Here is a 15,655-nt window from a genome sequence, read left to right on the forward strand (position 1 = left end):
CGAGATCACCACAGCGCTGGAGGCGGGGCCGAACGCGGTGCTGGTCGCCCCGCCGGGCGCGGGCAAGACCACTCGGGTGCCGCTGGCGCTGCTCGATGCGCCGTGGCGCGGCGATGGCAGGATCATCATGCTCGAACCGCGTCGCCTGGCCGCCCGGGCCGCGGCCCGGCGCATGGCGCAGACGCTGGGCGAAGCGGTGGGCGAAACCGTCGGCTATCGTGTCCGCCTTGACACCCGCGTGTCGGCCCGCACCCGCATCGAGGTGGTCACCGAAGGCGTCTTCACCCGGCTGATCCTCGACGATCCCGAGTTGACCGGCATCGCCGCTGTCCTGTTCGATGAGTTCCACGAGCGCAGCCTCGATGGTGATCTGGGGCTGGCGCTGGCGCTCGACGCCACCGCGTTGCGGCCCGATCTGCGGCTGCTGGTCATGTCGGCGACCCTCGATGGCGCGGCGGTCGCCTCGCTCCTGGGCGAAGCCCCCGTCATCTCGTCCCAAGGCCGCGCTTTCCCGGTCGAAACCCGCCACATCGTTCCCGCGCCCACGGCCCGCATCGAGCAGACGGTCACCGCCGCCGTGCGCCGCGCGCTTGATGACGATACCGGCTCGATCCTCGTCTTTCTCCCCGGTCAGGCTGAAATCCGCCGCACCGCCGAGGCGCTCGCTCCAATGCTTGGCCCCGATACCGATATCGCGCCGCTGTATGGCCAGTTGACCGCCGCCGAGCAGGATCGCGCCCTCCAGCCCAGCCCGCCGGGGCGGCGCAAGGTGGTGCTGGCCACGTCCATCGCGCAGACCTCGCTGACCATTGAGGGCGTGCGCATCGTCATCGATTCCGGCCTGTCGCGGCTGCCGGTCTATGAGCCGGGCACCGGGCTGACGCGGCTGGAAACCCGGAAAGTATCTCGCGCCGCCGCTGATCAGCGCCGGGGCCGGGCAGGGCGCACCGAGCCGGGCGTGTGCTATCGTCTCTGGCATGAGGGGCAGACGGCCAGCCTCGTCGCCTTCGATCCGCCGGAAATCCGCGAGGCCGATCTCACCGGCCTCGTCCTCGATCTCGCCGGCTGGGGTGTCAGCGATCCGGTCAGCCTTGCGTTTCTCGACCCGCCGCCCGCGCCCGCCTGGGCCGAAGCGGTTGCGCTGTTGCAAGGCCTTGGTGCGCTCGACGTCAATCAGCGCATCACCGCCCACGGCACGCTGCTCGCCCGATTGCCCCTGCATCCGCGGCTTGGCCACATGATCGCCCGCGCCGCCCCGGAAGGCGCGGCCATGGATGCGGCATTGCTCGGGGTTCTGGTGGGTGAGCCGGGACTGGGCGGCAGGGACACCGATCTCTCCACCCGGTTCGATCGCCTTCGTCATGACACCTCAAAACGCGCCGCAGAGGCCAAGGCGCTCGCTGCCCGCTGGGCCAAGGCTGCGAGCGGAGGCGGGGGACTACTGGGGGCCGATCTGGGCCGCCATCTGGCCCGCGCCTGGCCCGATCGCGTCGCCCAAGCGACGGGGCAGGGGCGGTTTCGCCTCGCCAATGGCCGTCAGGCCCGCCTCGATGAAACCGACAGCCTCGCGCGCGAAAAATTCCTCGTCGTCGCCGAAATGACCGGCACGGCGGCGGGCGCCGTGATCCGCGCCGCGCTGCCCGTCGATCTGGCGACTATCGAAGAAGAATTTGCCGGTCAGATTCACTCTGTCACCGATCTGGCCTTCGATCCGGCGTCCAAAGCGGTGCGCGCCCGGCGTCAGCGTCGGCTCGGAGCCCTGCGCCTCGAAGATGGCCCTGCCGCCATCGATGATCCGGATGCTGCCGCCCCGCTCCTTGCGGCAGGCATCGCCAGTCTCGGCATCGGCAAATTGCCCTGGAGTCGCGAGCAGACCGCGTTGCGTGAGCGCGCCACCTTCCTCTACCGCACGCTCGGGCCCGATTGGCCCGATCTCTCCGATGACGCTCTGGCCGAAAACGACGCAGACTGGCTCGTGCCCCATATCACCGGGCTGGCCCGGCTCGATGCGATCACCGCTGACAATCTTGCCGCCGCGCTGTTCGATCTGTTGCCCTGGGACAAGCGCGGCGAAATCGACATCCTGCTGCCCTCGCATTTCACCGTGCCTACCGGCAGCCGCATCCCCATCGATTATGCTGCCGAAAACGGCCCGGTGCTGGCCGTGCGGGTGCAGGAGCTGTTCGGCCTCGACACCCACCCCTCGATCGCCGGCGGCAAGGTCAAGTTGCTGCTGTCGCTGTTGTCGCCCGCCCGTCGTCCCATCCAGACGACACGCGACCTGCCCGGTTTCTGGCGCGGCAGCTGGAAGGATGTGGCCCGCGACCTGAAAGGCCGCTATCCGCGCCACCCCTGGCCGGATGATCCGCTCGCCGCCCCACCCACCAACCGCGCCAAACCGCGCGGCTAGCGCATCGGATCTAGATTTCCGCCGCTTTGCCCATCGCGCGCCAGCGCTGGCCGAGGATCAGGTCGGTGGCCTCTGCGGCAGGCAGGGGCGCGCCAATGGCGTAACCTTGCAACACGGCGCAGCCCATATCCGCAAGGATGTTCATATGTTCGCGCGATTCCACGCCCTCGGCGATGGCTTCGATGCCCAGCGACGCGCCGATCTCGATGATCGAGGCGACCAGCCGCCGCTGTTCGATTGATCCGGTGATCGGGCGCACCAGTTGCCGGTCGATCTTGAGCCGCCTCGGACGCATCTGCAACAGGCTGACGATCGAGGCATAGCCGGTACCGAAATCGTCGATTTCGACATCGATGCCCAACTCCTTGATCTGGTCGATATTCCACGACACCGGCGTGTCGCGTTCATCGAGATAGATCGATTCCACCAATTCGAACGCCACGGTTCCCGGCGCGATAGCAAGGGTTTTCAGCGAGTCTATCAGCCCCGGCTCATTGAGCCGCTGCGCTGAAATATTGACGGAGATGCGCGGCACCACCAGCCCCGCCGCCGTCCAGTCCCGGTGCTGGGCCAGCGCCTGCTCCAGGATGATCTTGTCGATGGTCGCCACCACATTGAGGTCGTCGGCAACCGCCAGGAACGCGTCGGGCTGCAACAGGCCCCGGGTCGGATGCCGCCAGCGCACCAGCGCTTCCACCCCCACGATATCGAGGGTCTGCGCATCCACCTGCGGCTGGTAGTAGGCGACGAAATGATCATTGTCGATCGCGACGAGAACATCGTCGGCCACCCGCTTGGCGGTGATGATTTCGGCCTGCAACTGCTCGGAAAAGAATTCGGCCCGGCTCCGCCCCATCCGCTTGGCCCGATACAGCGCGATATCGGCATTGACCAGCAGGGATTTGGGCGCCACCCGATGCGCATCCCCGGTGGCGATGCCGATGGACACCCCGAACCGGCACTCATGGCCCTCATAGGCGACCGGGCGGCGCATGGCGGCGATGATCCGTTCGGCGATAGCCAGAAGGCTGGCGTCGGATTTCTCGCCGATGCACAGGATGACGAATTCGTCACCGCCGATCCGCGCCACGAAGTCCGAGGGCCGCACCGCGCCCTTGAGCACATTGGCCGCGTGGATCAGCATGGCATCGCCCGCCGCATGCCCCAGCGTATCGTTGATCTGCTTGAACCGGTCGAGGTCCAGATGCAGGATCGCCATTCTGCCGGGGCTGTCGGTTCCGCGCCGGCTGAGCATGTCGAGCACATCGTCGAGATAGCGCCGGTTGGGCAGACCGGTCAGCGGGTCGTGCATGGCGTTGTGCTCGATGCGTGCCTTTGCCGTTTCCAGTTCGAAATTCTTGGCCTCGGCCTGAATCTTGGCCTGCAACAGCGCGTCGGCCAGCCCGGCATCGGCGGTGGTGTCCCAACTGACGCCCACGACGCGTGGCGAGGTTCCCGGCTCCTGGAATGCCGTGCCGATGGCCCGGATGTGGCGCACTTCGCCATCGGGCAAGACGATCCGGAATTTGGATTGGTAATGGCCGCCCGAGCGGATCGCCTCGTTGAAATCGCGCTGGGCCCGATCCTGATCGTCCGGGTGCAGGCGGTTTTGCCAGTCGTCGTAATCGCGCGGTCCGCCATCGACCGGGTGGCCGTAAAGCTCGTTCATCCGGCTGTCCCATGCGAACGTGCCGGTTACGATATTGAGTTCCCACACGCCCATTTGCGAGGTGGCCAGCGCCAGTTCCAGCCGCCGCGAAAGGCGCGAAAGCTCGATCTCCCGGCGCCGCTGGTCGATCATGCGCCGCCGCCGCTCTTCATTGAGCCGGCCCAACAGGATGACCGGCACGAGGATCAGCGCCGCCGCCAGCCCCATGCCCACCCGCAGGGCCGCGGTGTTGGGCGGGGTCTGTTCCCACCCCCCGGCGGGCACCGCCGCGATCGACCATCCGCCCCAGGGCAGCGCCACGTCGGCCCGCACCGGGTTCTGCGCGACGATTCCGGCGTCGCCGTAAAACACCCGGCTGTCGCTTTCATTGCCATCGCGCCCGGATATGGCGATGGCGATCCCGTCATCGAGCGCGCTGATGCCGGTTTCGGCATAGAGCCGGTCCGCGTCGATCACCGCCGAAACGATGCCCCAGAACGTCTCTTGCCCCGCTGCGTTGGTATGAAAGACCGGAAACCGCCCCACAAAGCCGCGTCCGCCCTGCACCAGATGCATCGGCCCGGCGAGGATGATGTCGTGAGTGTCGCGCGCCCGCAAGGCCGCGTCGCGCTGTTCCGCATTGGTGGTGTAATCGAGCCCCAGAGCTTCCCGGTTGTCGTCTTCGGGATAGACCATTTGCACCACAAGATCGGGTGCCGCCGCGACGCTGCGCAACTGGTTGTTCTGGGCCAGCAGATAGCCCGCCAGCGCCGCAAAGCGCTCCTGATCCATGTCCGGCTCGGTGCCGATCACGCTGACCAGCCCGTGCACCAGCTGCAGGTTGGAATTGATCCCGCCTTCGAGCAGCGCCCGCACAACGCCCACCTTGTCGAGCACCATGGTGCGCTGGGCCTGTTCGTAGATTTTCTGGTTCTGGTGTTCGGCGTAAAGAATGGAAACCCCGATGACCACGAGGGCAATCAGCGTCGGAATATTGCTGATCGCCACCAGCGTCCGCCACGCCCGCCTCAGCCTGCCCTGCGCTTTGCTTGCCACGGAGCGCCTGCCCCCACCGCCATTTCAACGCTCCATTATCGTCGATTATGACTTAACGGCCCCTTTAAGCCCCTCACGCCCGGTCCCAACGCTTCCACGCACCCCTATCATCCCGGACCTGATCCGGGATCCAGTACCCGGCAGCGCTCCGGCTCTTGCCTTCCCGCCTGCCACAAGAGCCCCCTTCTACCCTTGTGGGAGAAGGGCCGGGGATGAGGGGTCGCTGAATCTCCGCTCGCACCACCGAGCATACTGGCTCCCGGGTCTCCGCCCGGGATGACTCCGATGGGTGTAATCGATCTGAGTTGCCCACCCAGTCCCACCCCCCAGCCCTGTCATCCCGGACTTGATCCGGGATCCAGTACCCTGCAGCGCTCCGGCTCTTGCCCTCCGGCCTGCCAAAACAGCCCCCTTCTCCCCTCGTGGGAGAAGGGCTGGGGATGAGGGGGTCGCTGAATCTCCACTCGCACCACCGAGCATACTGGCTCCCGGGTCTCCGCCCGGGATGACCCCGGTGGGCGTAATCGATCCGGAGCCGCCCCGCCGGCAGCGCAAGCAATGTGTCTCTCGCCCAGCTCTACCCCCCAAGCAGCCATTCATGCTCGGGCTGATTATGAAACCGCCACACCCGGTGCGGCCCCGCCATCACGTTGAGATAGTACAGATCATACCCATGGATGGCCGCGCAGGGGTGGTAGCCGCGAGGCACCAGCGTCGTCACCCCATCCTCGATCAACAGCGTTTCGTCGAGCGAGCGGTCGTCGGTATAGACCCGTTGGAAGGCAAAGCCCTGCGGTGGGTTGAGCCGGTGGTAATAGGTCTCTTCGAGATAGGATTCGTGCGGCAGCGCGTCCCGGTCATGCTTGTGCGGCGGATATGATGACGTATGCCCGCCCGGCGTGATCACCTCGACCACCAGCAGACTGTCGGCCACCCCGTCGGTTTCGGGCAGGATGTTGGTGACGTAGCGCGTATTGGTGCCCGCTCCGCGCGTTTCCTGGCTCATGGTCTTTGGAGAAATCACCGTCACGGCCCGCTCTGAGAGGGCAGGGGCCGAACATACCGCCAGTTCCACCGGCCCGCGCGCCGTGACGCGCCATTCGCTGTTCCCGGGGACATAAACGGCGGCCGGTTTGCCCTCGAACGGGCTCATCCGCCCACCCATTTCGCCCAGATCGACGCCACCGGCGCTGATCCGCGCCACTCCCGAAATCAGCACAAGGCACACTTCGCGATCGCCGGTCGCAGCGCTGACCTCTTGCCCCTCGGCGAGCTTATGCACCGCAAACCCCACATAGCGCCACCCGGCGCTCTGCGGCGTCACCTCGATCACCTTCCCGGTGCCTCCCGAGGGCTTGATCAACAAGTCCATCACGTCCTCCTCACTCCCCCAACCGCGCCTGTTCATCCCCCAGCCTTCCCCCACTCTCCACCGTCATCCCGACGTTGCCCCACCCCCAGCGCTGTCATCCCAGACCTGATCCGGGATCCAGTACCCGGCAGCGTTCCGGCTCTTTCCCTTCCGTCCGCCAAAAGAGCCCCCCTTCTCCCTCGGGGGAGAAGGGATGGGGATGAGGGGGGCCGCTGGGTCTCCATCCGCACCTCCGAGCATACTGGTTCCCGGGTCTTCGCCCGGGATGACCCCGGTGGGTGTGTTCGCCCCGGAGCTGCCCCACCCCCAAGCGCTGTCATCCCGGACCCGATCCGGGATCCAGTAACCGGCAGCGCTTCGGCTCTCTCCCATCCGCCCGCCTCACGCTCCCGTGCCCTCTGCCCTCACGTCACGATCGAAAACCCCGCCCGCTCCAGTTCCGTGCGCAAATACCCATATCCCATCTTGGCATAATCGAACGGATTGGCCTTTTTCGGGTCCTGCTCGGCCTCGACCACGACCCAGCCCTCATACCCTTCCAGTTCGGCAAACACCGAAGGATAATCCACCGCGCCATCGCCGGGCACGGTATAGACCCCTGCCAGCACCGAGCGCAGAAAGCTCCAATCCTCGGCATTGGCCTTGAGCATCACCGCCTCGCGCACGTCCTTTGTGTGCACATGGCCGATGCGCGCCCTGTGGTTACGCGCCACCCGCGCTGGATCGCCGCCGCCCCAGGTCACGTGGCCGGTATCGAGCAGCAGCCCCACCGCATCGCCGGTCGAAGCCATCAGCCGGTCAATCTCCGCTTCGGTCTGCACGATGGTGCCCATATGGTGGTGGTAAACCAGCCTGAGCCCGTATTCCTGGCGGAGCTTCTGCGCAAACGCAGTCAGCCGCATCCCGAACCGGCCCCACACCCCATGCGGCAGCACAGGGCGCTCGGACAGGGGCGTCTCCATCTGCCCATGAATGGCGTTGGATGTTTCGCAGGCGATCAGCACCGAACACCCCATGTCGCGCAGCAGCGTCGCGTGCCCGCGCACCGCGTCCAGTTCCGCATTCTCGTCACGCAGCAACAATTCTGTCGAATACCATCCCGACACCAGATGATGTCCATGCGCGTCGAGAACAGGCCGCAGCGCGTCGGCGGTGCGCGGAAACTTGTTGCCCAGCTCCATGCCGGTAAACCCCGCCTCCCGCGCTTCCGCGAGGCACGTTTCGAGCGGCGTTTCCCCGCCGATCTCGATCATGTCGTCATTGGACCACCCGATTGGGTTCGCTCCGATCCGGATCATCTCAACCTGTTCCTCGTCACACTGTCGATGTGTTGTACCACCACCCCCGCCCCCCTTGTCACCCTCAGCCTTCCGCCACACGCCCGGCGGACGTGAAAGTCCGGGCGTTGCCCCACCCACCACGGTCATCCCGGACCCGATCCGGGATCCAGTAATCGGTAGCGCCCCGGTTCTTGCCCACTCCCCGCCAAGCGAGCCCCCTTCTCCCCTCGGGGAGAAGGGATGGGGATGAGGGGCCGCTGAGTCTCTGCTCTCCTCTCCGAGCATACTGGATCCCGGGTCTCCGCCCGGGATGACCCCGGTGGGTGTGATCGCCCCGGAGTTGCCCCATCCCCAGCGCTGTCATCCCGGACTTGATCCGGGATCCAGTACCCGGCAGCGCTTCGGCTTTTGCCCATCCTTCGCTGAGCCTCGGGTCAAGCCCGGAGCAGCTCCGTGAAAGGCGCCCCCACAGCTGCCTTCCTCCGCCACCCCGGACTTGCCCCGCGACCCAGCATCCCCGCGCCGCGATTTGCCCACGCAAGATCACCCGATCCGCTGATCGCCCTTTCGCTCCTCATACGCCTCGCGCCGCTCGCGCACTTCGTCCCGCGCGCTCACTTCGGGCACGGCAACGTCCCACCAATGGCCCCCGGCCTCGGTGCTGATCAGCGGGTCGGTATCGATGACGATCACGCTGGTTGTTGTGCGCTCCCGCGCCGCCGCCAGCGCCGCTTCCAGTTCGGAGATCCCTGCCACCTTTTCCGCATGCGCTCCCATGGCGCGCGCGTGGGCAGCAAAATCGATTTCGGGCATCGTCTCATGCACGGTATCGGCGAACAGATTGTTGAAGTTCGCGCCACCAGTGGCCATTTGCAGCCGGTTGATGCAGCCAAAACCGCGATTGTCGAGCAGCACCACGGTGAGTTTTTGCCCCATCATCACGGCGGTCGACAGCTCCGAATTGAGCATCATGTAACTGCCATCACCCACCGTCACCACAATCTCGGCCTCGGGCCGGGCCAGCTTGACCCCCAGCCCGCCGGCGATCTCATAGCCCATGGTCGAAAACCCGTATTCGACGTGATAGCTCCCCGGACGCCCCGCCTGCCACAGCTTGTGCAGTTCCCCCGGCAATCCGCCCGCCGCACACACGACGATGGTGTTGTCACCCGCCGTGCGCTGCACCGCGCCAATCACCTGCGCATCCGAGGGCAGGGGGGCGTTGGTGGGTGCGGTCACGGCCTCGGCGGCATCGAGCCAGTCGCGCTTGCCCGCCTCGGCGTTTGCCTGCCAGCGCTCCGCTGCCCGCCATTCGCCCAGCCGTTCGCACAGCGCGTCGAGGCCCGCCTGTGCATCGGCCAAAAGCGGCAGTGCCCCATGCTTGCCTGCGTCAAAGCCCGCAACATTGAGCCCGATAAAGTTCACCGCCTCATTTTGAAACAGCGCCCACGAACCGGTGGTGAAATCGGCCAGTCGTGTCCCCACCGCCAGCACAAGATCGGCCTCTTCGGCCAGCCGGTTGGCCGCGCTGGTGCCGGTCACCCCCACCGATCCCATGTTGAGAGCATGGTCATGGGGCAGGGCGGATTTGCCTGCCTGCGTTTCCATCACCGGAATGCCGTGTGCGCTCGCGAACGTCGCCAGTGTTTCCGCCGCGCCCGAATAGAGCACGCCGCCCCCCGCGATCAGCACCGGCTTTTCCGCCGCCCTGATCGCTGCCACAGCCCTGTCGAGTTCGCCAAGGTCCGGGCGCACCCGGCGCTGATGCCACACCGTCCGGTCAAAAAACGCTTTGGGATAGTCATAGGCCTCGGCCTGTGTGTCCTGACACAGAGCCAGCGTCACCGGCCCGCATTCGGCCGGGTCGGTCAGCACCTGCAGGGCCCGGCGCAGGGCGGGGATGATCTGTTCGGGCCGGGTGATCCTGTCGAAATAGCGCGACACCGGTTTAAAGCAGTCATTGGCCGATACCGTGCCATCGGCAAAATCCTCGACCTGCTGCAGCACCGGGTCGGGCCGCCGGTTGGCAAACACGTCGCCGGGCAGAAGCAGCACGGGAAGGCGATTGACATGGGCCAGCGCGGCGGCGGTCACCATATTGGTCGCCCCCGGCCCGATCGAGGTGGTGCAGGCCATCATCCGTCGCCGAAAGCTGGCCTTGGCATAGGCGATCGCCGCATGGGCCATGCCCTGTTCATTATGGGCGCGATAGGTCGGTAGCGTGTCGCGCACCCCGTGCAGCGCCTCGCCCATCCCCGCGACATTCCCATGCCCGAAAATCGCCCACACCCCGCCAAACAGCGGCACGGTGTGTCCATCGATCTCGGTCTCCTGCGCCGCCAAAAACCGCACCACCGCTTGCGCCATGGTCAGCCTGACCGTCTCAACCATCCTCCACCTCCTTCCCGCACCCCCTCAACCTGTCCCCACTCCATTTTATACCCCGTCCCTATCCCACCACCGCACCTCCGAGCATACTGGTTCCCGGGTCTTCGCCCGGGATGACCCCGGTGGATGTGATCGAACCGAAGTCGCCCACCCCCCAGCGCTGTCATCCCGGACTTGATCCGGGATCCAGTACCCGGCAGCGCCCCGACTCTTGCCCCCGCCACCCGAGCCCCCTTCTCCCCCGGTGGAAGAAGGGCCGGGGATGAGGGGGCGCTGAGTTTCCACCCGCATCCCCCGTTCCCGCCGAACCGCTGCGCTCCCTCATCCGCCCTCCGGGACACCTTCTCCCCCGAGGGGTAAGAGTAACGAAACTCCATCGCCGTGCCCCCACCGCACCCCCGAGCATACTGGTTCCCGGGTCTTCGCCCGGGATGACCCCGGTGGATGTGATCGAACCGAAGTCGCCCACCCCTCAGCGCTGTCATCCCGGACCCGATCCTGGACCCAGTAACCGGCAGCGCTCCGGCTCTTGCCCCAGCCCCCGCCACACGAGCCCCCTTCTCCCCCTGTGGGAGAAGGGCCGGGGATGAGGGGGCGCTGAGTTTCCACCCGCATCCCCCGTTCCCGCCGAACCGCTGCGCCCCCTCATCCGCCCTCCGAGCCCCCTTCTCCCCCGAGGGGTAAGAGTAACGAAACTCCATCGCCGTGCCCGCACCGCACCCCCGAGCATACTGGTTCCCGGGTCTTCGCCCGGGATGACCCCGGTGGATGTGATCGAACCGAAGTCGCCCACCACCCACCCCGTCATCCCGGACCTGATCCGGGATCCAGTATCCGGCAGCGTCCCGGCTCGTTCCACCCTCCGTGACCCGAGCCCCTCACACCCCCCGCGCCTCCCATGCCGCGACCAGCCCCGCAAACCGCTGGGCCATATCCTCGATCGCCTCTGCGTCCCCCATCTCCCCCGCCATCCACTTCTGTGCCGCCCCGGCAAAAATCGTCCGCCCCACGGCAAACCCCTTCACCGTCCGCGATCCCGACGTGGCGCGGAACGCCGCCTGCAACTGCTCCGCCGGTGCCTCCAGCCCCAGCAGCACCACGCCCCGGCACTGGGGGTCGTTCGTCTCGATGGTGGCGTCGATCAGCGCCCACGCCTCCGGGCCTGCCTGCGGTTCGAGTTTCCACCAATCGGGGCGGATGCCCGCCTCGTAAAGCGCGGTCAGCACGCGCGGCACGGTATCAGTCTTCAGCGTCCCGTTGCGCCCCGCAATGATCTCGATCAAAAGCTCGCGCCCCGCCCGCTGCGCCGCATCATAGAGCCCGCGCAGCGTTTCCGTCTGCGCCTGCCGTAAATCTTCCGGGTCGTCGGGATGGAAAAAACACAGGCATTTGATGGTGTGGTCCACCGGCCATTCCACCAGCCGGCCGCCCACATCGGCGCTGAATTCAAACGCGAGGGGCCGCGAGCCGGGGCGTTCCACCGGCTTGCCGATCCACAATTCGTCCCCGCGTGATGCGGCAAACAGCGCCTCGCGCCCGTGCTTGTCGTCGAGCAGCATCCCGAACCCGTCGCGCCCCGCCGCCACCTTTTGCGCCGCGGCGACGGCCAAAAGCTTGAACGCCCCGATCCGCTCGTGCGGCACCCCCAGCCGGTCGGCCACATCTTCAAGCTGGCTGCGATGGTCGATGGCCAGCGCCATCAGGTTCGGGATATCCCGCCGCCGCCCCGTGGTTGCCCAGTGCAGATGGTTGAGCGCCTCGTCGCGCCGCAGCGCCCGTTCCGGGCTGCCATGCGCGAGGAAATACTGCAATTCCTCAAAGCTGGGGATTTCCGAAGAGCACAACAGCCGCGACACGACAATCGCGCCGCTGGCATTGGCCCATGTGGCGCAGGTCGCCAGCGGTTCGCCCCGCAGCCAGCCGCGCAAAAATCCGCTCATGAACGCGTCGCCCGCGCCCAGCGTGTTGTACACCTCGATGGGAAACCCCTCGCCGACGGTCCCCGCTTCCAGGTCCTGTGGAATGTCTCCGTCATAGGCGATGCACCCCATAGGGCCGCGCTTCAGGACGATCGTGGCGGAGGTGGCCGATCGAATCGTCCTGAGCGCGGCATCCAGATCGGTCCTTCCGGAGCCGATCAGGATCTCCTCTTCCGTCCCCACCACAAGGTCGCAATGGGGTAAGACCTCAAGCAGTCGCGCCGACACCGTGTCCGAAGCGATATAGCGTTCCTCGCCCGCCGCATGCCCGGCCAGCCCCCATAGATTGGGGCGGTAGTCGATGTCGAAGATCACCTTCATGCCGTTGTCGCGGGCGATCTTGATCGCCTTGTGCTGCGCCGCCGCCGTGCTGGCTTGCGAAAAATGCGTCCCGGTCACGAGGATCGCCTCGGCGCTGGTGATGAAATCCTCGTGGATATCGGCTTCGGTGAGCGCCATGTCGGCGCAGTTCTCGCGATAAAACAGCAGCGGAAACCGCTCGTCATCTTCCACCGCCAGGATGGCCAGAGCCGTCAGCCGCTCGGGGTCGGTGATGATCCCTCGGGTCGAGGCACCCTCGCGCGCCATCTGCTCGATTATGAACCGCCCGAACTGCTCATTGCCCACCCGGCCCAGCCAAGCCGATCGCAGCCCCAGCCGCGCCGTGCCGATGGCGATGTTGGCCGGGCATCCACCCACCGATTTGGCAAAGCTGGCGACGTCTTCGAGGCGGCTACCGATCTGCTGGCCGTAAAGATCGACCGATGCCCGCCCGATGGTGATGACGTCGAGCGCGTCTTTCTGTTCACTCATCTTGGCTGGCCTCTCCCATGGACGTGATGACGTTGTCCTTTGCCTTCCTTTATGCGCATCTGGCCTGAAACGTCAATTCTGAAAGCCTTCGCTGACGGAATGTTTGTTCCAGTTCGAGGCTGGACTTTGCGCCCGGAATAGGAAAAATAGGCCTTGATGTTGGAGGTCGATGTTTCAGCCATTTCGACGCTGAACTCGTCACAAGTCCATGCATTTTTCAGTCAAGGTTGACACCAGCGGGAGCGAGACAATGGTGCGGTTCGGAATTCTGGGGGCGGGCCGGATCGGCAATGTTCACGCCCGCGCCATCGCCGGTTCAGGCCGGGCCAGCGTCGTTTCCATCGCCGATGCGATGCCCGCAGCCGCCGAGGCACTGGCCGGCGTGGTCGGGGCGAAAACGCAATCGGTAGAAGAGGTTATCGCGTCCGATGTTGACGCGATCCTGATCGCCACCCCCACCGATACCCACGCCGATCTGATCGAGGCGGCGGCCCGCGCCGGCAAGGCCATTCTGTGCGAAAAGCCGGTATCGCTGTCGGTGGCGCGCATCGAGGCTTGCCTGCAAGTAGTTGAAGATGCAGGCGTTCCTCTGATGATCGGTTTCCACCGCCGCTACGATCCCAACTTCGCTGCGCTGGAGCGGCGGCTGCGGGCCGGCGAGATCGGTGATCCCGAAATCATCACCATCACCTGCCGCGATCCCGCCGCGCCCCCCGTCTCCTATATCGAGCGCTCGGGCGGGCTCTATCGCGATATGATGATCCACGATTTCGACATGGCGCGGTTCCTGCTCGGCGGTGTGGAAATCGTGCGGGTGCATGCACTGGGTGGTGTGTTGACCGATCCTGACATCGGCAAGGCGGGCGATATCGATACCGCCAGCGTTCAGATGCAGACCGCCTCGGGTCAGATCGTCGTCATCACCAATTCCCGTCGCGCTACCTACGGTCACGACCAGCGTATCGAAGTGCATGGATCCAAAGGGCTTTTGCGCGCCGCCAATATCCACGACACCACGGTGGAACTGGCCAATGAGCGCGGCTGGACCGAGGACAAGATTCCCTTTTCCTTCGTCGAGCGCTATCACGCGGCCTACACCGCTGAAATCCACAAATTCCTCGATTTCCTCGCAACCGGCCAACCGCCCCGCGCCTCCGGCCACGATGGCCTGATGGCGCAAAAACTCGCCGAAGCCGCCAGCGAAAGCCTCAAAACCGGCCAGGCGATTTCCGTCGCCTGACTGCCTCGGAGCATAGGGTGCGCTGAACTCCGCCCGCACCACCGAGCATACTGGCTCCCGGGTCTTTGCCCGGGATGACCCCGGTATGCGTGGTCAGCTTCGGAGTCTCCCCACCCAACCCCCGTCATCCCGGACCTGATCCGGGATCCAGTAACCGGCAGCGCCTGCGGCTTCTTCTCCAGCGCCGCCAACACGCGCCCCCTTCTCCCCCTTGAGGGGGGAGGCGCCGGAGATGAGAGTGCGCCGAGCCTCCATCCGCACCCCCGAGCATACTGGCTCCCGGGTCTTTGCCCGCGATGACCCCGGTGTGCGTGGTCAGCTTCGGAGTTTCTCCACCCAACTCCCGTCATCCCGGACCTGATCCGGGATCCAGTAACCGGCAGCGCCTGCGGTTCCTTCTCCAACCCCGCCAAGCCCCGCCCAACGCGCCCCTATCGCTTCGCTTTGCGTCGGTCGGCCAGCGCCACGGCCAGTGCCATGGCCAGGGTCATGGTCGCGCTCATCGAGCGGAACCCCTCGAAATCGGCTTCGGCGATCTCGAACCAGGCATCGGCCTGCGAGGCGAGGGGGGAAAAGATGGAATCGGTGATGGCGACCACCCGCGCGCCCGCCTCGCGCATCTGGGTGGTCAGCGCCACGGTTTCGCTCGCGTAGGGGGTGAACGAGATGGCGATGACGGCATCGTTGCCATCGGCAAAGCCCGCCTGTTCCGCCGCCAGCCCGGCCACGCCATCGACGAGAATGGTGCGCACGCCCAGCTTGCCCAGCGCATAGCCCATATAGGATGCGACCGGGAACGAGCGGCGCAGCCCGACCAGATAGACCGTATGGGCCGCATCGAGCACCGTGAGAGCCTTTTCCAGAACCCGTGGATCGTGGCGCGCGCGCAGCGCCGCGATCGAGCGCAGCGAGGCGTCGGCGAACCCTTCAAGGATGGTCGAGGCGCGCGGCGCTCCGGCGTCGTGCTCGCGCAATTGCGCCATGCGCTCGTCATAGCCGAGCACCTGATCGCGCAGCCGCGAACGGAACACGTCCTGAAGGTCGGAAAACCCCTGATAGCCCAGCGCCTGCGAGAAGCGCACCAGCGTCGATGGTTGCACATGCGCCTTGGCGGCGATCGATGCGGCGGTGCCAAAGGCAACGTCGTCGGGATGGTCTAGAGCGTACTGCGCCACTTGTGTCAGCCGCGGCGGCAAATCCTCCCAGCGCGCCGCCACCCGGTCGCGCAGCGCCGCGAAATCGCGGGGCGGAAAATCCTCTTCGATCTGGCTGTCCATCGCTTTCCCGCGCGCCATTGGTCGTTCTCCCGCACCTTATCCCCGCGCCGCCCTGCGCTGCCATACTCGTCGCCGCGCTTTCCCCTTCTATTGGCCACACCTCCGCGACCGATTTTCAAAAAGCGCATGTATCGCGTGGTTTTCCCGGTGTTTTTGCACCCCGCAGGGCGATTGGCCCTTGACGCATTCTGC

8 protein-coding genes are annotated in these 15,655 nt (G+C 66.0%); 2 read left to right on the plus strand and 6 right to left on the minus strand.

Annotated features, from left to right (window positions below; translation table 11 throughout):
• Nucleotides 1-2,410 (plus strand): ATP-dependent helicase HrpB (gene hrpB, locus VNS12_RS12790; RefSeq protein WP_414693121.1); only part of this gene is annotated, 2,410 nt, incomplete at its 5' end.
• A 10-nt stretch (nucleotides 2,411-2,420) separates the two neighbouring features.
• On the opposite strand, the gene VNS12_RS12795 is transcribed toward hrpB, so the two are convergent.
• The 5 genes from VNS12_RS12795 to VNS12_RS12815 form a co-directional block, all read right to left on the minus strand.
• Nucleotides 2,421-5,114: a bifunctional diguanylate cyclase/phosphodiesterase gene (locus VNS12_RS12795; RefSeq protein WP_325488230.1), complete on the minus strand. Its 2,694-nt coding sequence runs from the start codon at nucleotides 5,112-5,114 to the stop codon at nucleotides 2,421-2,423.
• 577 nt (nucleotides 5,115-5,691) lie between these two features.
• Complete coding sequence (iolB, locus tag VNS12_RS12800) at nucleotides 5,692-6,489, minus strand: 5-deoxy-glucuronate isomerase (protein WP_325488231.1); 798 nt, start codon at nucleotides 6,487-6,489, stop codon at nucleotides 5,692-5,694.
• Between the two features lie 401 nt (nucleotides 6,490-6,890).
• Complete coding sequence (gene iolE, locus VNS12_RS12805) at nucleotides 6,891-7,784, minus strand: myo-inosose-2 dehydratase (protein WP_325488232.1); 894 nt, start codon at nucleotides 7,782-7,784, stop codon at nucleotides 6,891-6,893.
• Nucleotides 7,785-8,309: 525 nt separating this feature from the next.
• Nucleotides 8,310-10,157: a 3D-(3,5/4)-trihydroxycyclohexane-1,2-dione acylhydrolase (decyclizing) gene (gene iolD / locus VNS12_RS12810; protein ID WP_325488233.1), complete on the minus strand. Its 1,848-nt coding sequence runs from the start codon at nucleotides 10,155-10,157 to the stop codon at nucleotides 8,310-8,312.
• A gap of 875 nt (nucleotides 10,158-11,032) precedes the next feature.
• Nucleotides 11,033-12,946 carry a bifunctional 5-dehydro-2-deoxygluconokinase/5-dehydro-2-deoxyphosphogluconate aldolase gene (locus tag VNS12_RS12815; protein WP_325488234.1) on the minus strand — a complete coding sequence of 638 codons (1,914 nt, stop codon included), beginning with the start codon at nucleotides 12,944-12,946 and terminating at the stop codon, nucleotides 11,033-11,035.
• Between the two features lie 250 nt (nucleotides 12,947-13,196).
• Between VNS12_RS12815 and iolG the strand changes: the two genes are divergently transcribed.
• The gene (gene iolG / locus VNS12_RS12820) at nucleotides 13,197-14,186 is read left to right on the plus strand and encodes an inositol 2-dehydrogenase (protein WP_325488235.1); all 990 of its coding nucleotides are present in this window, start codon (nucleotides 13,197-13,199) and stop codon (nucleotides 14,184-14,186) included.
• A gap of 431 nt (nucleotides 14,187-14,617) precedes the next feature.
• Here iolG and VNS12_RS12825 read toward each other — a convergent pair whose 3' ends face one another.
• Nucleotides 14,618-15,481 (minus strand): MurR/RpiR family transcriptional regulator, encoded by an 864-nt coding sequence (locus VNS12_RS12825; protein ID WP_325488236.1) that lies wholly within the window; start codon nucleotides 15,479-15,481, stop codon nucleotides 14,618-14,620.
• Nucleotides 15,482-15,655: the final 174 nt, after the last annotated feature.

Origin of the sequence: Pelagibacterium sp. (genome assembly GCF_035555455.1) — a bacterium.
Lineage (GTDB): Bacteria > Pseudomonadota > Alphaproteobacteria > Rhizobiales > Devosiaceae > Pelagibacterium.